18 protein-coding genes are annotated in these 15,991 nt (G+C 71.8%); 7 read left to right on the top strand and 11 right to left on the bottom strand.

Annotated features, from left to right (window positions below; translation table 11 throughout):
- The first annotated feature begins 689 nt into the window (after positions 1 to 689).
- Positions 690 to 1,688, top strand: coding sequence for a tryptophan--tRNA ligase (gene trpS / locus ACWDYJ_RS33545; protein WP_451569386.1), 999 nt, complete (start codon positions 690 to 692; stop codon positions 1,686 to 1,688).
- Positions 1,689 to 1,725: 37 nt separating this feature from the next.
- Here the strand turns inward: trpS and proC are convergent, their stop codons facing one another.
- The 4 genes from proC to ACWDYJ_RS33525 all read right to left on the bottom strand — a co-directional run bounded on the left by proC (position 1,726) and on the right by ACWDYJ_RS33525 (position 4,718).
- The gene (proC, locus tag ACWDYJ_RS33540) at positions 1,726 to 2,535 is read right to left on the bottom strand and encodes a pyrroline-5-carboxylate reductase (protein ID WP_451569385.1); all 810 of its coding nucleotides are present in this window, start codon (positions 2,533 to 2,535) and stop codon (positions 1,726 to 1,728) included.
- Positions 2,536 to 2,591: 56 nt separating this feature from the next.
- Complete coding sequence (locus ACWDYJ_RS33535) at positions 2,592 to 3,335, bottom strand: ABC transporter permease (RefSeq protein ID WP_451569384.1); 744 nt, start codon at positions 3,333 to 3,335, stop codon at positions 2,592 to 2,594.
- The gene (locus ACWDYJ_RS33530; protein ID WP_451569383.1) at positions 3,332 to 4,138 is read right to left on the bottom strand and encodes an ABC transporter ATP-binding protein; all 807 of its coding nucleotides are present in this window, start codon (positions 4,136 to 4,138) and stop codon (positions 3,332 to 3,334) included. Before ACWDYJ_RS33530 ends, ACWDYJ_RS33535 begins: the two co-directional genes overlap by 4 nt.
- A 67-nt stretch (positions 4,139 to 4,205) precedes the next feature.
- Complete coding sequence (locus ACWDYJ_RS33525) at positions 4,206 to 4,718, bottom strand: hypothetical protein (protein ID WP_451569382.1); 513 nt, start codon at positions 4,716 to 4,718, stop codon at positions 4,206 to 4,208.
- A 158-nt stretch (positions 4,719 to 4,876) separates the two neighbouring features.
- On the opposite strand from ACWDYJ_RS33525, the gene ACWDYJ_RS33520 reads away from it, so the two are divergent.
- A complete protein-coding gene (locus ACWDYJ_RS33520) occupies positions 4,877 to 5,653 on the top strand; it encodes an AfsR/SARP family transcriptional regulator (protein WP_451569381.1) in 777 nt (258 codons plus the stop codon).
- Positions 5,654 to 5,717: 64 nt separating this feature from the next.
- On the opposite strand, the gene ACWDYJ_RS33515 is transcribed toward ACWDYJ_RS33520, so the two are convergent.
- Complete coding sequence (locus tag ACWDYJ_RS33515) at positions 5,718 to 6,260, bottom strand: DUF4232 domain-containing protein (protein ID WP_451569380.1); 543 nt, start codon at positions 6,258 to 6,260, stop codon at positions 5,718 to 5,720.
- 103 nt (positions 6,261 to 6,363) lie between these two features.
- Positions 6,364 to 6,666 (bottom strand): peptidase, encoded by a 303-nt coding sequence (locus ACWDYJ_RS33510; protein WP_451569379.1) that lies wholly within the window; start codon positions 6,664 to 6,666, stop codon positions 6,364 to 6,366.
- Positions 6,667 to 6,771: 105 nt separating this feature from the next.
- Here ACWDYJ_RS33510 and ACWDYJ_RS33505 point away from each other — a divergent pair, with 105 nt between their 5' ends.
- On the top strand, positions 6,772 to 8,901 hold the full coding sequence (locus ACWDYJ_RS33505; protein WP_451569378.1) for a serine/threonine-protein kinase: 2,130 nt from the start codon (positions 6,772 to 6,774) through the stop codon (positions 8,899 to 8,901).
- Between the two features lie 61 nt (positions 8,902 to 8,962).
- Here the strand turns inward: ACWDYJ_RS33505 and ilvD are convergent, their stop codons facing one another.
- The 5 genes from ilvD to ACWDYJ_RS33480 form a co-directional block, all read right to left on the bottom strand.
- Positions 8,963 to 10,813, bottom strand: coding sequence for a dihydroxy-acid dehydratase (gene ilvD, locus ACWDYJ_RS33500; protein WP_451569377.1), 1,851 nt, complete (start codon positions 10,811 to 10,813; stop codon positions 8,963 to 8,965).
- Positions 10,814 to 10,937: 124 nt separating this feature from the next.
- Positions 10,938 to 11,555, bottom strand: a complete 618-nt coding sequence (locus ACWDYJ_RS33495) for a TetR/AcrR family transcriptional regulator (protein ID WP_451569376.1) — start codon at positions 11,553 to 11,555, stop codon at positions 10,938 to 10,940.
- Positions 11,552 to 12,391 carry a sugar phosphate isomerase/epimerase family protein gene (locus tag ACWDYJ_RS33490; RefSeq protein ID WP_451569375.1) on the bottom strand — a complete coding sequence of 280 codons (840 nt, stop codon included), beginning with the start codon at positions 12,389 to 12,391 and terminating at the stop codon, positions 11,552 to 11,554. Before ACWDYJ_RS33490 ends, ACWDYJ_RS33495 begins: the two co-directional genes overlap by 4 nt.
- 9 nt (positions 12,392 to 12,400) lie before the next feature.
- Complete coding sequence (locus ACWDYJ_RS33485; RefSeq protein ID WP_451569387.1) at positions 12,401 to 12,826, bottom strand: HD domain-containing protein; 426 nt, start codon at positions 12,824 to 12,826, stop codon at positions 12,401 to 12,403.
- A 26-nt stretch (positions 12,827 to 12,852) separates the two neighbouring features.
- Positions 12,853 to 13,230: a hypothetical protein gene (locus tag ACWDYJ_RS33480; RefSeq protein WP_451569374.1), complete on the bottom strand. Its 378-nt coding sequence runs from the start codon at positions 13,228 to 13,230 to the stop codon at positions 12,853 to 12,855.
- Between the two features lie 62 nt (positions 13,231 to 13,292).
- On the opposite strand from ACWDYJ_RS33480, the gene ACWDYJ_RS33475 reads away from it, so the two are divergent.
- From ACWDYJ_RS33475 to ACWDYJ_RS33460, 4 genes are all read left to right on the top strand, one after another.
- The gene (locus ACWDYJ_RS33475; protein ID WP_451569373.1) at positions 13,293 to 13,934 is read left to right on the top strand and encodes an HAD family hydrolase; all 642 of its coding nucleotides are present in this window, start codon (positions 13,293 to 13,295) and stop codon (positions 13,932 to 13,934) included.
- Positions 13,935 to 13,969: 35 nt separating this feature from the next.
- Positions 13,970 to 15,139, top strand: coding sequence for a helix-turn-helix domain-containing protein (locus ACWDYJ_RS33470; protein WP_451569372.1), 1,170 nt, complete (start codon positions 13,970 to 13,972; stop codon positions 15,137 to 15,139).
- Positions 15,140 to 15,234: 95 nt separating this feature from the next.
- On the top strand, positions 15,235 to 15,408 hold the full coding sequence (locus ACWDYJ_RS33465; RefSeq protein WP_451569371.1) for a hypothetical protein: 174 nt from the start codon (positions 15,235 to 15,237) through the stop codon (positions 15,406 to 15,408).
- Entirely contained in the window at positions 15,401 to 15,667 is a 267-nt protein-coding gene (locus tag ACWDYJ_RS33460; RefSeq protein WP_451569370.1) for a hypothetical protein, read from the top strand. Before ACWDYJ_RS33465 ends, ACWDYJ_RS33460 begins: the two co-directional genes overlap by 8 nt.
- Positions 15,668 to 15,991 lie beyond the last annotated feature (324 nt).

The following is a 15,991-nucleotide window of genomic DNA, read 5'->3' as shown; positions in this document are numbered from 1 at the left end:
GGGCTTTCGTTCTGTTCTTGCGTTTCCGACTCTACCAGAGTCAGTCCCGCTTGCTTTCCAGGTGCTTCGCTTTCGCGTTTTCCCTTTCCGGCGATTCCGACTCTATCAGATCCTTTCGGGCCTGACTGCCAGTCAGCGGCCTCCCGCGAAGCGGAAGTTGTTACTGCGACTTCCAGGCCGTTGGGCCCTTCCGGCGAGTGAGACAGTAGCGGATTCCCTGCCCTCGATGCCAATCGGGGGCTGCGTCCTGGAACGCGGATTCCTCATTCGCAAATACGCATGAAAACGAGACGACAGCATGCGTCGTTCGTTCGAATGTGTAGTGCGGAATGGCTGTCCGGGGACCGACCCGGGGGTCGGAGCTCACTGCGGACAACTCGAAGAACCTTACGGATCGGGTACATCTGTGTCAACCCTCGGCTGACCGGGCCGGTTCCGGGGGGTGCGAGAACTTCACCGCCTCCTCGTCCCGCGCGAGTTACGCTGCTCGGCATGACAACGCATGCGCTCACGTCCAGCCTTCGCTGGTGGGCCGCCTGACGGCGGCCGACCTTCACGCGAGCACGCATGCGCTCACGGCCGCCGCTACGGCGGCCGTCTCTGTTTCTCCCCCTCCCGGGAGTGGCTCGGTCGCCCGGCGCGGTGGCTCCGACAGCCACACCGACACGGACACGGGCAGGGAGAACGACATGACGAGGATCTTCAGCGGGGTCAAGCCGACCGGGCATCTGACGCTGGGCAACTACCTCGGGGCGGTACGGCAGTGGGTCGCCGCCGATCAGGAGCCGGACGAGGCGCTCTTCTGCGTCGTGGACCTGCACGCGCTGACCGTGGAGCACGATCCGGCACGGGTGCGGCGGCTCAGCAGGCAGGCGGCGACGCTGCTGCTCGCCGCAGGACTGGATCCGCGGCGGTGCACGCTGTTCGTGCAGAGCCACGTGGACGAGCACACGCGGCTGGCCTACCTGCTGGAGTGCACCGCCACCGACGGGGAGCTGCGGCGGATGATCCAGTACCGGGAGAAGGCTGCGAAGGCGCAGGGCGCGGGAGCAGGCGTACGGCTGTCGCTGCTCACTTATCCCGTACTGATGGCCGCCGACATCCTGGCGTACCGGACGGACGAGGTGCCGGTCGGGGAGGACCAGCGGCAGCACGTGGAGCTGACCCGGGATCTGGCGGTGCGGTTCAACCAGCGGTACGGGTACACCTTCACCGTGCCCCGGGCGACGCATCCGGCGGTGGCCGCGCGGGTCATGGACCTCCAGGAGCCCACGTCGAAGATGGGGAAGTCGCATGAGAACGGCGCGGGGATCGTCTATCTGCTCGACGAGCCGGCCGTGATCACCAAGAAGGTGATGCGGGCCGTGACCGACAGCGGGGGCGACGGGGTCGTCTACGACCGGGCCGCGCGGCCGGGGGTGGCGAACCTGCTGGACATCCTGGCCGCCTGCACGGGCGGGGAGCCCGGCGCGCTCGCCGAGGGGTACGGCGGTTACGGGGCGTTGAAGCGGGACGTCGCCGAGGCGGTGGTGGAGCTGCTCCGGCCGCTCAGGGAGCGGCACGCGGAGCTGGCGGCCGATCCGGCGGCGGTGGAGCGGGTGCTGCGGGAGGGGGCCGGGCGGGCGCGGGACCTGGCGCGGCCGGTGGTGGACCGGGCGTACGAGGCCATCGGGCTGCTGGGCAGGTGAGGGGTGGCGGGCCCCCGGGTGCGGGGGCCCGGCGCCGTCAGCTGTTGCCGGAGGCGAGCTCGCGGCTGCGGTCGCGGGCCGCTTCCAGGGCGGCGATCAGGGCCGCTCGTACGCCGTGCTTCTCCAGCTCGACGATGGCGTTGATCGTCGTACCGGCCGGGGAGGTGACGGCCTCGCGGAGTTTGACCGGGTGCTCGCCGCTGTCGCGGAGCATGACGGCGGCGCCGATGGCGGCCTGGACGATGAGGTCGTGGGCCTGGGCGCGGGGCAGGCCGAGGAGGATGCCGGCGTCGGTCATGGCCTCGACGAGGAAGTAGAAGTAGGCGGGGCCGGAGCCGGAGAGGGCGGTGGCCGCGTCCTGCTGGGACTCGGGGACGCGCAGGGTCTTGCCGACGCCGCCGAAGATCTCCTCGGTGTGCAGGAGGTGTTCGGCGGTGGCGTGGCTGCCGGCCGAGATGACGGACATGGCCTCGTCGACGAGGGCGGGGGTGTTCGTCATGACGCGGACGACGGGGGTGCCGGGAGCGAGCCGTTCCTCGAAGTAGGAGGTGGGGATGCCGGCGGCGCCGCTGATGACCAGGCGGTCGGCGGGGACGTGCGGGGCGAGCTCCTCGAGGAGCTTGCCCATGTCCTGCGGCTTGACGGTGAGGATGAGCGTGTCGGCGCGCTTGGCGGCCTCGGCGTTGGTGACGGCCTCGACGCCGTAGCGCGTACGGAGTTCCTCGGCGCGTTCGGCGCGGCGGGCGGTGACGAGGAGCTTCGACGCGGGCCAGCCGGCGCGGATCATGCCGCTGAGCAGTGCTTCACCGATCTTGCCCGTACCGAGGACTGCGACTGTCTGGGTCATGTCCACATCCTCGCACCGGTGGCGGGAGGAGCGGTTGGGTGTCCGGTCCGTGGTCGTCAGGGCGTACGGCGGCGCAGGGTGGCGGCGCCGAGGGCGAGGACGAGCAGGGCGCAGGCGGCGACGACGACGGCGTCCCGGACGAAGTCGGCGGTCATGTCGGTGTGGGTGAGGACCTGGGTCATGCCGTCGACGGCGTAGGACATGGGCAGGACGTTGGAGATCGCCTCCAGGGCGGGCTGCATGGTGTCGCGGGGCGCGAAGAGGCCGCACAGGAGCAGCTGCGGAAAGATCACGGCCGGCATGAACTGGACGGCCTGGAACTCGGAGGCCGCGAAGGCGGAGACGAAGAGGCCGAGGGCGGTGCCGAGGAGGGCGTCGAGCAGGGCGACGAGGAGGAGCAGCCAGGGGGAGCCGACGACGTCGAGGCCGAGGAGCCAGAGGGCGAGGCCGGTGGCGAGTACGGACTGGACGACGGCGACGGCGCCGAAGGCGAGGGCGTAGCCGGCGATGAGGTCGCCTTTGCCCAGGGGCATGGCGAGGAGGCGTTCGAGGGTGCCGGAGGTGCGCTCGCGCAGGGTCGCGATCGAGGTCACGAGGAACATCGTGATGAGGGGGAAGATGCCGAGGAGGCTGGCGCCGATGCTGTCGAAAGTCTGGGGACGCGGGCTGCCGTCGAAGACGTAGCGGAGCAGGGTCAGCATGAGCACGGGGACCAGGAGCATCAGCGCGATGGAGCGCGGGTCGTGGCGCAGTTGGCGCAGGACGCGGGCGGCGGTGGCGAGGGTGCGGGCGCCGTTCATCGGTGGGCCTCCTGGGCGGCTGCGGCGTTGGCCTCGTCGACGAGGCGCAGGAAGCCCTCTTCGACGGTGGCGGAGCCGGTACGGGTGCGCAGGGCGTCGGGGGTGCCCTGGGCGAGGATCCGGCCCTCGCGCATGAGGAGCAGGTCGTGGCAGCGCTCGGCTTCGTCCATGACGTGGGAGGAGATGAGGAGGGTGGCGCCGCGGGTGGCGGCGAGGTCGTGGAAGAGGTTCCACAGGTCGCGGCGCAGGACGGGGTCGAGGCCGACGGTGGGTTCGTCGAGGACGAGCAGTTCGGGGGTGCCGAGGAGGGCGACGGCGAGGGAGACGCGGCTGCGCTGGCCTCCGGAGAGGTTGCCGGCGAGGGCGTCGGCGTGGCGGGTGAGGTCGACGTCGGTGAGGGCGCGGGTGACGGCGTCGGCGCGGCGTTCGGCGGCGGCCCGGCCGGGGTCGAGGACGGCGGCGAAGTAGTCGAGGTTCTGCCGGACGGTGAGGTCGTCGTAGACGGAGGGCGCCTGGGTGACGTAGCCGATGAGGGAGCGCAGCTCGGGGTGGCCGGCGGGGCGGCCGAGGACGTCGAGGGTGCCGGTGACGTGGGCCTGGGTTCCGACGACGGCGCGCATGAGGGTGGATTTTCCGCAGCCGGAGGGGCCGAGGAGGCCGGTGACGCGGCCGCGCGGGACGTCGAAGGCGATGGTGTCGATGACGGTGCGGAGGTGGCGGCCGGGGCCTCGCCGGACGGTCAGGGTGTGGGCGTGGACGGCGGCCGGGACCCTCTCCGGGTGGTCCGACTGGTTATTCATCATGTGATGAATAATGCTCCTGGCGGTGCCGGGGCGTCAACCGGTCGGGCAGGAGAGGTGAGCCTGGGGGCTACTTCTTGCGCTTGGGGCGGCGGGCGGCAGGGTTGCCCGTACGGGAACTGCGGCGGCGGGCGAACTCGGTCACGGCACGTTCGTACTCGGTGCGGCGGAGCCCCTCCCCCGGGGCCTCGACGAGGCAGCGGAGGAAGTACGCGATGAGGGAGCCGATGAAACCGATCGCCTTCAGGCCCTTGAGGGCGGCCTCGTCGGAGGACGGGGCGGGGCGGCGCTTGAAGGAGTCCCACGTCTTGGCGAAGGCGATGGAGCTGGCGATCGCGAAGAGGACCACGACGGAGATGGAGAGGAACGGCCCGACGTTGCCGATCTCCAGGCCCTCGTAGGCGAAGCGCAGGAGGTAGGCCCCGGCGAAGGCACCGGCGAGCGAACCGACGGCCGCGCCGGCGCGGCGCAGGGCGTAGCCGCCGTCGTGCTCCACCCAGGTGGTGCCGAAGAACTTGATCGGCTCGGGCTGCGGCCCGGCGGCCGGCTCGGCGGGGATCTGGTCTCGCTGGTCGTCGCTCACGCCTGCGATTATCCCCCGCCGGGGCCGCCGTACCGGGTGCGTCTCACGTGGCAGACCGGTCGCGGCGGCCGGGTTCCCCGGTCGACAGGTCCGGACGGGCGACGGAGCATGGCAGGGAAGGCACGCCCCGACCGGACGAGAGTACGGAGGGCCCCTGGATGGCTCACACAGCCCGGGGTGACCGCGGGCCCACGGGTCGGCACGCGGTCACGGCACGTGACGTGCGCATCGCGCTCCTCGGCGGTTTCGATCTGTGCATCGGTGACGAACCCGCTGTCATCCCGGCGAGTTCACAGCGTGTCCTGGCGTTCATGGCCCTGTGCAGTCGGGCGGCCGTCCCCCGGGCCCTGATCGCGGGCACCCTCTGGCCGGACGTCCCGGACCACTGCGCCCACGCCAATCTCCGATCCGCCCTGTCCCGGCTACGCGACAACGGCAAACAGGCCCTCGACATCGGCGCCTCGGAGGTACGCCTGGCGCGCGGCGCCGTCGTCGACCTCCAGCACGGCCGCGCGCTGGCCCAGCGCATCCTGGACGCCGCCGGGGCCGAGTTCTGCGACGACCTCGGCCCCGGCATCGCCACGGTCGAGGCCCTCGCCGCCGACCTGCTCCCCGGCTGGTACGACGAATGGGCCCGGCTGGAGGCCGAGCGCTGGCGCGAGCTGCGCCTCCACGCCCTGGAGGCGCTGGCCGAGGCGTTCACGGCGGCCGGGCGCTACGCCGAGGCGGTCGCGGCGGCCCGTACCGCCGTCCACGCCGATCCGCTGCGCGAGAGCGGCTGGTTCTGCCTGATCCGCACGCACGTCGCCGAGGGAAATCCCTCCGCGGCGCTGCACGACTTCCGTGACTACGCGCACCGTCTGGGCACGGAGCTGGGTCTGCGGCCCACTTCCCGGCTGTGCGCGCTGGTCGCGGACCTGCACTCGGTCGCGTAGCGGGGCCGCGTTCCTCGGCACGTCCTGCGCTGCGTTCCTCGGCACGTCCTGCGCTGCCCTGGGCTCAGGAGCGTGCGGAGCGGAACGCGGTGGCGCGTACCTTGTCGTCGCACAGCGCGAAGTTACCGCCGTCGGCCGGCGCCAGCTGCAGTCCACCGCCGCCGACGCCCAGCACGATCGAGGGCGCGACGGAAGGCGTGGCACCGGAGGCGCAGAAGCCGTCCGCCTCCCCGAGAACGGGCGTGAAGGTGAGCTGCGTCGAGGCCCGGCCGCCCACCGCGAGGGTGACCGGACGCGAGTCGCCCTGGCGGGAGACCTTGAGCGGCTTGTTGTTCCCGGGCGATCCCTGCCCGGCGAGGGCCACCGAGGGGAAGCCCTTCAGCACGCACGGCTTCGGCCCGTCGTTGATCACGGTGATCCGCACCCGGTTGGAACCCACGCGCTCCGCGCTGTCCGCGATGAGCTGGTCGGCCTTGCACGCGGGGGCGGGCGCACTCGGGGGGGCCTGCGCCGCGTCGGCGGCCGCCGCCGTTCCCGTCAGCGCGCCCGTCAGGAGCAGCGCGGCCGCGGCCAAGGCCGCGCCGGTGCCTCTCTTCGTGCCGGTCATGGCTTCTCCCTCCACGGAGCCCCCTGGTCGCCTCCAGAGTGGCGGACCCGCCGTGACGGAAACGTGAACGAGACGTGGTGGAGCAGCGGGCGGAGGCTGCCCGTCAGGCGCAGCGGCCGGCGACGTAGCCGTCACTGCCGGTGTTCACGTACGCGTCGGCGACGAAGAGGCCGTTGCCGACGCAGTCCCAGAGGTTCGTCGTCCCGTAGGGGCCGCTGATCCACTCGCCGGGGGTCTGGCAGCGGATCGTCACACTGGCGCCGTAGGCGAGCACCTTCTCGACCGAGTAGTTGGTTCCCGGGCCGCTGCGGACGTTGACCCGATAGCCCGGGGCGACCGGGTAGGTCGGGTACCCGGAACCTGTCGTCAGGCTCTCGACCTGGCTTGAATCGTTCTCAACGGACATACGAAACTCCCCCCTCGGGTGCTGCACTGCGCAACGCGCGCAGGGTAGCAAGCCCTTGGATGTTCGCACGGGCCATCGACTAGGCTCCGGCGGGGGTGGTGAGCGGTGCATTCGCTGCGCGCGGACTACGTGGGGTTCCCGGAGTATGCCGGGCGGTACCGACTCGAGTCCGTCCTCGGATCCGGCGGGATGGGCGTCGTCCATCTGGCCGCCTCCAGCTCGGGGCTGAAACTCGCCGTCAAGGTCGTGCACGCCCAGCACGCCGTGGATCCGGAGTTCCGGGCGCGGTTCCGGCAGGAGGTCGCGGCCGCCCGACGGGTGAGCGGGGCGTTCACCGCGCCCGTCGTCGACGCCGATCCGGATGCCGAGCGGCCGTGGATGGCCACCCTGTTCATCGACGCCCCGACGCTGGCCGAGCGGGTACGGGAACGCGTGCTGGACCCCGTCGAACTGGCCCGCCTCGCGGCCGGACTGGCGGAGGCCCTGCGCGACATCCACCGGGCGGGCGTCGTGCACCGTGACCTCAAGCCCAGCAACGTGCTCATGGCGCCCGACGGGGTACGGGTCATCGACTTCGGCATCTCGCGGCCGGCCGACAGCGATCTGCGCACCGAGACGGGGAAGCTGATCGGGACGCCGCCGTTCATGGCGCCGGAACAGTTCCAGCGGCCCCGGGAGGTCGGGACGGCGGCGGACGTGTTCGCGCTGGGTGCGGTGCTGGTGCACGCGGCGACCGGGCGCGGGCCCTTCGACTCCGACAGCCACTACCTGGTGGCGTACCAGGTCGTGCACAGCGAGCCCGACCTGACCGGGCTGCCGCCGATGCTCGCGCCGATCGTGGCCCGCTGCCTGGCGAAGGATCCGGCCGGGCGGCCCACCGCCGATGCGCTGATCGCCGAGATCCGGACCGTGACGAGCCCGACCGCGGAGGACACCCAGGCCTTCATCCCGCACCCGCGAAGCCCGGCCCCCGTCGAGGAGGTCACGCACCGGCGGGAGTCGATCGCCGACGCGTCCGCACCGCCGCCCGCCGACGCGTCGGCGCCGACGGGCGGCGGAGCCCGGCGGAAAGCGCGGATCGCCGCGGCTGCCGGTGTCGGCCTGCTGGTCGTGGCAGGGGCCGTCGGCGGGTACCTCCGGTTCGGGGCGGCCGGTGAGCCGCCTCCGGGCAAGGCGACGGCCGCGACCGCCCCCGCGTCCCAGGGCTTCGCCCCGTGGGCGGTGTCCCTCGGGGAGCGGGGCACGGCCTGCTCCTGGCAGTCGGGCGCCCTCTACTGCTCGGGGCCCGGCCTGGCTGCCGCCCGCCTCGACCCCGTGAACGGCTCCGTGCTGTGGTCGGTACCGGGGGCCGGCGGGTCGGAGAAGACCGCGGCTCCGCTCCACAGCGCCGGGCTCGTACTCGCGGCGCCGGCGGGCGGCGGACCGCTCCGGGCGCTGGATTCGGCGACCGGCGCGGAACGGTGGCAGCGCACCCTGCCGCCCGGCGCCAAGGTGGTCACCGCCGGAGCACGGGTACTCGTCACCGCGACCGACGGGAAGGCGACCGCGCTGGACGCGGCCACCGGGACCGTGCAGTGGACGAAGCAGGCCGGCGCGGTGGGCTCCCTGTGGTGGCCCGGCCCGGAGCAGCCGGGAGGCGCACAGGTCCTGTACGTCTCGACGCCCTCCGTGGACGGGAAGTCGACGCAGCTCGTGGAGATCGGCGCCGCGGACGGGACGGTACGCGCACAGGTCCGGGCGCCCGGGACGCTGGAGCCGTTCGGGGTGTCGCGCGGCGTGGTCCACCTGCTGGACAGCGACGCGGAATGGATGACGCACGCGGTCGTACGCGTCGACCTGTCGTCCGGAGCGATACGGAGGGCTCCGCTGCTCGGTCCCCTGTCACAGGCGCAGGCGGCGCTCGGCCCCGACGGGACGGCGTACGTCTTCGGCACCTCGGGCACGCTGGCCGCGGTCGGCGGCGATCGCGAGGACTGGCGTGTGGAGACGGGTGTGTCGACGGCCTCACGGCCGGCCCCCGGGGAGGGGCGCGTGTACCTGGCGGCGATGGACGGGCGACTGCTCGCGGTGGACACCAGGGCCCGACGGCTGGTGGCGCAGACGAAGCCGCGCATGGGCGGCGGCCGGCAGGCCGCTGCCCTGCCCGCGCCGGTGGTGGCCGACGGGCGGGTGTACGCGACCGCGCCGGACGGGTCGGTGTTCGCGGTGGGGGCGCGGGACCCGGCCGGGTGGTGAACGGCCGGACCCCGCCGGGCGCGGATGCGCCGGGCGGGGTCCGGACTGTCGTTCCTCGGGCTCAGCCCAGCAGGGAGACGTCGCGGACCGCGCCCTTGTCGGCGCTGGTGGCCATCGCCGCGTACGCGCGCAGGGCCGCCGAGACCTTGCGCTCGCGGTTCTTCGGGGCGTAGACGCCGCCCAGGGCCTCGCGGCGGGCCTCCAGAGTGGCGTCGTCCACCAGCAGGTCGATCGAGCGGTTCGGGATGTCGATGCGGATCCGGTCGCCGTCCTCGACCAGGGCGATGGTGCCGCCCGAGGCCGCCTCCGGGGAGGCGTGGCCGATGGAGAGGCCCGAGGTGCCGCCGGAGAAGCGGCCGTCCGTCACCAGGGCGCAGACCTTGCCGAGGCCGCGGCCCTTGAGGAACGACGTCGGGTAGAGCATCTCCTGCATGCCGGGGCCGCCGCGCGGGCCCTCGTAGCGGATGACGACGACGTCGCCCGCCTTGATCTCCTTGCGCAGGATCTTGTCGACGGCCTCGTCCTGCGACTCGCAGACGACGGCCGGGCCCTCGAAGGTCCAGATCGACTCGTCGACGCCCGCCGTCTTCACGACGCAGCCGTCGACCGCGATGTTGCCGCGCAGGACGGCGAGCCCGCCGTCCTTGGAGTACGCGTGCTGTACGGAGCGGATGCAGCCGCCCTCGGCGTCCAGGTCCAGGGTCGCCCAGCGCTCGGACTGCGAGAAGGCGGTGGCGGAACGCTTGCAGCCGGGGGCCGCGTGCCACAGTTCCATGGCCTCCTCGGACGCCGTGCCGGAGCGGGCGTCCCACTTCGCCAGCCAGTCCTCCAGGCCCTGCGAGTGGACGGTGCTGACGTTCTTGTTGAGGAGGCCGCCGCGGTGCAGCTCGCCGAGGATGGCGGGGATGCCGCCGGCGCGGTGGATGTCCTCCATGTAGTACGTGCCGCCGGGCGCGACGTTCGGCGCGACCTTCGACAGGCACGGGACCCGGCGCGAGACGGCGTCGATGTCGGTGAGGTCGTAGTCCAGGCCCGCCTCCTGCGCGGCGGCCAGCAGATGAAGGATCGTGTTGGTGGAGCCGCCCATGGCGATGTCGAGCGCCATGGCGTTCTCGAAGGCCTCGCGGGTGGCGATGGAGCGCGGCAGGACGGACTCGTCGCCGTCCTCGTAGTAGCGCTTGGTGATCTCCACGACCGTCCGGCCGGCGTCCTCGTACAGGGCGCGGCGGGCGGTGTGCGTGGCGAGGACCGAGCCGTTGCCGGGGAGGGCGAGGCCGATGGCCTCGGCGAGGCAGTTCATGGAGTTGGCGGTGAACATGCCGCTGCACGACCCGCAGGTCGGACAGGCGTTCTCCTCGATCCGCAGCACGTCCTCGTCGGAGATGTTCTCGTTGGAGGCGTCGACCATGGCGTCGATCAGGTCGAGCTTGCGGACGGTGCCGTCCACCAGCGTCGCCTGGCCGGCCTCCATCGGGCCGCCGGAGACGAAGACGACCGGGATGTTGAGGCGCATGGCGGCCATCAGCATGCCCGGAGTGATCTTGTCGCAGTTGGAGATGCAGATCAGGGCGTCGGCGCAGTGCGCCTCGACCATGTACTCCACGCTGTCCGCGATGAGGTCGCGCGAGGGCAGGGAGTACAGCATGCCGCCGTGGCCCATCGCGATGCCGTCGTCCACCGCGATGGTGTTGAACTCGCGGGGGATCGCGCCCGCCTCGCGGATGGCGTCGGAGACGATCCGGCCGACCGGGGCCAGGTGGGTGTGGCCGGGCACGAACTCGGTGAAGGAGTTGGCGACCGCGATGATCGGCTTGCCGATGTCCTCGCTCGCTACGCCCGACGCGCGCATCAGCGCACGTGCGCCTGCCATGTTGCGGCCGTGGGTGACGGTGCGGGACCTCAGCTCGGGCATGCGGTTTCACTCCCCATGAGTGCGGCCGGCTCAGCGGTCGGCCGCGACTGCGGATATGGCTGTTACGAGGCTACGCCCACCGCCCGCGATCCGGACAGCGCGTCCGAATGACGGGACGGCCGGCTCAGCCTTCGGTCAGGTAGCGCTGCAGCGTGGGCGCGACGAGGGCCACGATGTCCTCCGGGTCCGCGGACGCGAGGGGCTCGATCTGGACGACGTAGCGCAGCAGCGCGATGCCGATCATGTGCGAGGCGGCGAGCTCGGCGCGGAAGGTGGGGTCGGGGACGTTCAGGTCGGCGGCGACGCGCTCCAGGACCCGGCGCAGGACCAGCCCGCGCAGCACCTTCGCGGCGGCCTCGTGGGTGAGGGCGGATCTGATCACGGCGAGCAGCGGAGCCCGGGTGACCGGGTTCTCCCAGACGCCGAGGAAATAGCGGGCGAGGCGCTCACCGATGCCGTCGGGGCCCTCGCCGAGGATCGCCGGGACCACCAGGGCGGGCTCCAGGCTCACCTCGATGGCGGCGGCGAACAGCTCGTCCTTGCTGCCGAAGTAGTGGTGCACCAGGGCCGGGTCCACGCCGGCGGCCTTGGCGACGCCGCGTACGGAGGTCTTGTCGTAGCCGCGCGCGGCGAACTCGGAACGGGCGGCGAGACGGATCCGCTCCTGCGTGCCGGGCCCGTCGTCGACGGCGTCGCGGGGCGGACGGCCGGGGCCGCGGCGGGGGCGGCTCGGCTCGGTCATGGCCGGTGGACCCGGGGACGCGGCGAAGCGGTGGTCGCCAGGTGCAGCCGGGTGAAGGCGAGGGCCTCGGCGAGGTCGGCCTCGCGCTCGGCGGAGGACATCGCGCGTCGGGTGTTGACCTCGATGACGACGTGGCCGTCGAAGGACGTACGGGCCAGCCCCGCCAGCAGCTCGGCGCAGGGCTGCGTACCCCTTCCCGGGACCAGGTGCTCGTCCTTGGCGGAGCCGTTGCCGTCGGCGAGGTGGATGTGGGCGAGCCGGTCGCCCATCCGGTCGATCATCGCGAGGGCGTCGGTGCGGGCAGTGGCCGTATGCGACAGATCAACGGTGAAGTGCCGGTAATCATCTTTCGTCACGTCCCACTCGGGCGCGTACGCGAGCATCTCGCGGTCGCGGTAGCGCCACGGGTACATGTTTTCGACGGCGAACCGTACGTCGGTCTCGTCCGCCATCCGCCAGATGCCGGCGACGAAGTCACGCGAGTACTGGCGCTGCCACCGGAACGGCGGATGCACGACGACCGCACTCGCCCCCAGCCGCTCGGCCGCCGCCTGGGCACGCCGGAGCTTGGTCCAGGGATCGGTGGACCACACGCGCTGCGTGATGAGCAGGCAGGGCGCGTGAACGGCCAGGATCGGCACCTGGTGGTCGTCGGAGAGGCGGCGCAGGGCGTCGATGTCCTGACTGACCGGATCCGTCCAGACCATGACCTCGACGCCGTCGTAGCCGAGGCGTGCGGCGATCTCGAAGGCGGTCGCCGTGGACTCCGGGTAGACGGAGGCGGTGGAGAGGGCGATCTTCGGGGTGGAGGTCGGGACGCGGACTGGTTCTGCCACGGACACAGATTACGGGTCCCCCACCCCGCCCGACCGTGACGGCCCCCACACCCGGTCCGGATCCCGCCGTCGGGCGGGTCGCCGTCCCCGATCAGCCCTGCTCACCGAGGGCTGCGCGCAGCCAGTCCAGCGTCCCCTGCCCGAGCAACTCATCTTCGCCTCGTACTCCGCGATCAGCCCCTGAATGGCCGAGGCGAGCAGCTCGGGCATGCCCGCCGTCTGGTCGGCCGTCACGGCGGCGGGGTCGGCGGTCGTGGAGTACTTCTTCCCCAGGTGATTCACATCGCCGGTGCGGGTCTCCTGGGTGTCGTGCCAGACAGCGAGAAACGCGGCCCGCGCGGGATCCGCCCCCTCAAGCTTCGCGATGACCGAGGCGATCAGCGCTGTCCGCCAGGAGTGCTCGGCCACGCTCTCCGGGTCGCTCACCCCGGCCATCCACCAACCCGTACGCCGCGCGTTCTTCAGCGTGCCGGCCTCGTAGAGGAAGCGGGCCACCGCACATCGTCCAACGCGGCGGCGAGATCCTTCTCCTCAACGAGGGTCTCCAGCTCCAGGAACGTCCCGTCCACCTCCGGCACCCGCACGAGGGTGGCGAGCATGTGCCGGCCCCTGGCCTCGAAGGCGTAGTTCCTGCACCGCTTCTCGAACGCGACGGCCGGCACGTACCCGAGGCCGCGCAACATCGCGTGCACCGCCTCGGCATCCTCCACGACGGTCTCGTGCTCGGGCTTCGACCAGGTGTCCTGATACACCTCTGCCCGCCCACGAGCCCGCCCGTCCAACCGCTCCCGCACCTCGCCCGGCACGCGCACCCGCGCCTTCACCTCGGCCTCGATCATCCGTCCGTCCCCTCTCACCAATCCCACAGCTTGGCCTCTCCCACCTTCAGTACGCTGGCCGGATGATTCGGACTGTCGTTCTGGACATCGGCGAGACCCTCACCCGAGACGATCGCTACTGGGCAGCGTGGGCTGACTGGCTCGGCGTGTCCCGCCACACCCTGTCCGCGCTCGTGGGTGCCGTGGTCGTGGACGGTCGGGACAATGCGGACGCGATCCGCCTCTTGCGCCCGGACGTCGACATCGACGCCGAGTACGCCGCCCGCGATGCCGCAGGTCTCGGCGAGCGGCTCGACGAGACGGACCTCTACGAGGATGTCCGGCCCGCACTGACCACGCTCCGCGCCGCCGGCGTGCGCGTCATCGTCGCGGGCAACCAGAGTCCCCGAGCGGGTCATCTGCTGCGCATGCTGAGCCTTCCCGCGGACCTCGTCGTGACGTCGGGAGAGTGGGGGGTATCCAAGCCGGCGCGCGGGTTCTTCGAGCAGGTGCTCGCGGTGTCCGGCAGCTCTGCGCCCGAGACGTTGTACGTCGGAGACCACCCGGCCAACGACATATACCCGGCCCGGGCGGCAGGCCTGCGAACCGCGCATCTGCGGCGCGGGCCCTGGGGCAACTGGTGGGCCGACGACCCTGAGGTCCGTGCTGCCGCGGACTGGTCCATCAACTCCCTCACCGAGCTGGCCGACATCGTCAAACCGTAGGAACCCCTGCCAGGCCGCGCAGTACGGTGACGTGCATGGCCGAACACATCGGGCAGCGCATCGCCGCGCGGCGCCAGGCCCGACGTATGACTCAAGCCGAACTCGCTCGCGAGGCCCATGTCTCCCTCGCCATGATCAAAGGCTGTGAGCGAGGCGTTCGCACCCCCGGCCCCTCCACGCTGGAGGCAATCGCGGCCGTGCTGGGCGTGGATGCGTCCCGCCTCGACCTGGCATACACCGGCACGAGTCGCCGTGTCCACGACGCCCTTCCCTCGATCTCCGCAGCGATCGCCGGCCACGAAATCCCCCTGGACCCGCCCAGACGACCCCTTCACCAGCTCCGGACCGACCTCGGTACCGCGGTCGGATGGCGCCTGGCCGCCCAGTACGGCCTGATCGCGGCCCAGGCGTCCAGTCTCCTTGCAGACGCACTGGCGCACCTGCACGCAGCGTCTGGCATCCACAGCGCCGAAACTGCCCGCCTCGTCGTTGCCGCCGCGCGGACGGCCGATGCCGTGGCCTACAAATTCGGTGCGCACGACCTCTCGGCCCGGCTGATCGACGTGATGCGATGGGCAGCCGTACAGGCCGATGACCCAGACACTCTCGCTACCGTCGCTTACGTACGCGCCGAAACCTTCCTCGCCGCCCGCGCCCACCGGGCCGGCCACATCGCCCTTGAACAGGCTCTGGACGCGGCAGCTGCCCCGATCACCAGGCAGTCGACCGCCACGCGCGGCGCGCTGCACATGCGGGCCGCCGTGCTCGCCGCGCGCGCGGGCAACTCGCATGCCGCGTACGGTCACCTGCACGAGGCCCGCGTGCTCGCCGAGAGCCTGCCAGAGGGCATCTACCTCGGCACCGCGTTCGGCCCGTCCAGTGTCCGCATCCACGAAGTGGCCGTCTCGGTCAGCCTTGGCCGGGAACACATCGGCCATGTCCTCGACGTGGCCCGCGAGTGGCAGCCGGGCGACGAGATCCCGGCGGAGCGCCGGTCCGGATTCTGGATCGAGGTGGCGCGCGCACAGCTGTGGTCCGGGGACCCTGACGGAGCCTTCGAGTCCCTCACGGTGGCCCGAGAGCACGCTCCACAGCACGTGCGCGGGCACCCATGGGCGCGAGAGGACATCGAGAAGATCCGCCGGCTCAAGCGTGCTGATGCCGAATCGTTGACGTCCTACGCCGAGTGGATCGGCGCCATCTGAGCAACGCTCCGGAGGGATACAGCTTGTATCCCTTACGTCGCTTGTAGCGGCCCACCATCTGTCTGCCAGCACCTAGCAGGCAGACAGGAGGACTCATGACGATCGACAGGACCGCCCGAATCCATGAGGAAGCGCGCTGCCACGACGGCGTGGCCGACCTCTGGCCGAAGGCAGTGGCCCTGCCCGGGCCCAGCCAGGAGCTTCTCGACCGCGCGCGGGTCGGCTGGGAGCGCTTCATCGCCTCCGCCGAGGGGCCATTCCATGGGTGAGCGGTACGAGTATGTGCCGCACCCGCTGCTGCGTCGGCGGGTGCGCGATATCGCTTCCGGGGCCGAGGGCGAGCTGATGGCCGTGATCAACGAGAACGTGTCGGACTCCGTCGTCTACGAGCACTGGATGAAGCTGGCGTACGTCCGGGGTACGTCCGGCCGCGAATTCTCCACCGCCGTCGACAACGTCAAGTCCGCCTCGGAGAGCCCATGCCAGCCACGGACGGCCGTCGGCCGCCGAGACCTGAGAAGCGAGTAGCGATCTGACGCGCGAGCCCCGCGCCGAGGGGTGCCGGCTCGGCTTGGGCGCCGCTGGGGCCGGATGGGTTGCACCCGACTCGGGATCCGAATGGGCATCGACCCCGGAGGGGGATCGTCCTGCCGGGGCACGCTCGCGGATCCCTGATGTCCTCGCCTGCTCCTTCGTCCCCCCGTGCCGTTCTTTTGGGGGTTTCCCGACAGTCTTCGTATGTCCGGGGCGGGACGGCCGGTCAAGGGTGGCCGAAGGCCATCGCGAAGCGACGCGACGACGAGGAACGAGGAGGAGCGCCCTTGAGGGGCCGGCCCGACACGGAGAGACGAT

This window comes from Streptomyces sp. NPDC003042 (assembly GCF_053591315.1).
The sequence above is the reverse complement of the archived record's forward strand: the minus strand, read 5'-3'. Positions and strand labels throughout refer to the sequence as shown.

What these genes read in the sequence shown, in the direction of transcription:
- trpS (WP_451569386.1), top strand. Translation starts at nt 690, where the DNA reads ATGACGAGGATCTTCAGCGGGGTCAAGCCGACCGGGCATCTGACGCTG.
- proC (WP_451569385.1), bottom strand. Translation starts at nt 2,535, where the DNA reads ATGACCCAGACAGTCGCAGTCCTCGGTACGGGCAAGATCGGTGAAGCA.
- ACWDYJ_RS33535 (WP_451569384.1), bottom strand. Translation starts at nt 3,335, where the DNA reads ATGAACGGCGCCCGCACCCTCGCCACCGCCGCCCGCGTCCTGCGCCAA.
- ACWDYJ_RS33530 (WP_451569383.1), bottom strand. Translation starts at nt 4,138, where the DNA reads ATGATGAATAACCAGTCGGACCACCCGGAGAGGGTCCCGGCCGCCGTC.
- ACWDYJ_RS33520 (WP_451569381.1), top strand. Translation starts at nt 4,877, where the DNA reads ATGGCTCACACAGCCCGGGGTGACCGCGGGCCCACGGGTCGGCACGCG.
- ACWDYJ_RS33515 (WP_451569380.1), bottom strand. Translation starts at nt 6,260, where the DNA reads ATGACCGGCACGAAGAGAGGCACCGGCGCGGCCTTGGCCGCGGCCGCG.
- ACWDYJ_RS33510 (WP_451569379.1), bottom strand. Translation starts at nt 6,666, where the DNA reads ATGTCCGTTGAGAACGATTCAAGCCAGGTCGAGAGCCTGACGACAGGT.
- ilvD (WP_451569377.1), bottom strand. Translation starts at nt 10,813, where the DNA reads ATGCCCGAGCTGAGGTCCCGCACCGTCACCCACGGCCGCAACATGGCA.
- ACWDYJ_RS33495 (WP_451569376.1), bottom strand. Translation starts at nt 11,555, where the DNA reads ATGACCGAGCCGAGCCGCCCCCGCCGCGGCCCCGGCCGTCCGCCCCGC.
- ACWDYJ_RS33485 (WP_451569387.1), bottom strand. Translation starts at nt 12,826, where the DNA reads ATGGCCGGGGTGAGCGACCCGGAGAGCGTGGCCGAGCACTCCTGGCGG.
- ACWDYJ_RS33480 (WP_451569374.1), bottom strand. Translation starts at nt 13,230, where the DNA reads ATGATCGAGGCCGAGGTGAAGGCGCGGGTGCGCGTGCCGGGCGAGGTG.
- ACWDYJ_RS33475 (WP_451569373.1), top strand. Translation starts at nt 13,293, where the DNA reads ATGATTCGGACTGTCGTTCTGGACATCGGCGAGACCCTCACCCGAGAC.
- ACWDYJ_RS33470 (WP_451569372.1), top strand. Translation starts at nt 13,970, where the DNA reads ATGGCCGAACACATCGGGCAGCGCATCGCCGCGCGGCGCCAGGCCCGA.
- ACWDYJ_RS33465 (WP_451569371.1), top strand. Translation starts at nt 15,235, where the DNA reads ATGACGATCGACAGGACCGCCCGAATCCATGAGGAAGCGCGCTGCCAC.
- ACWDYJ_RS33460 (WP_451569370.1), top strand. Translation starts at nt 15,401, where the DNA reads ATGGGTGAGCGGTACGAGTATGTGCCGCACCCGCTGCTGCGTCGGCGG.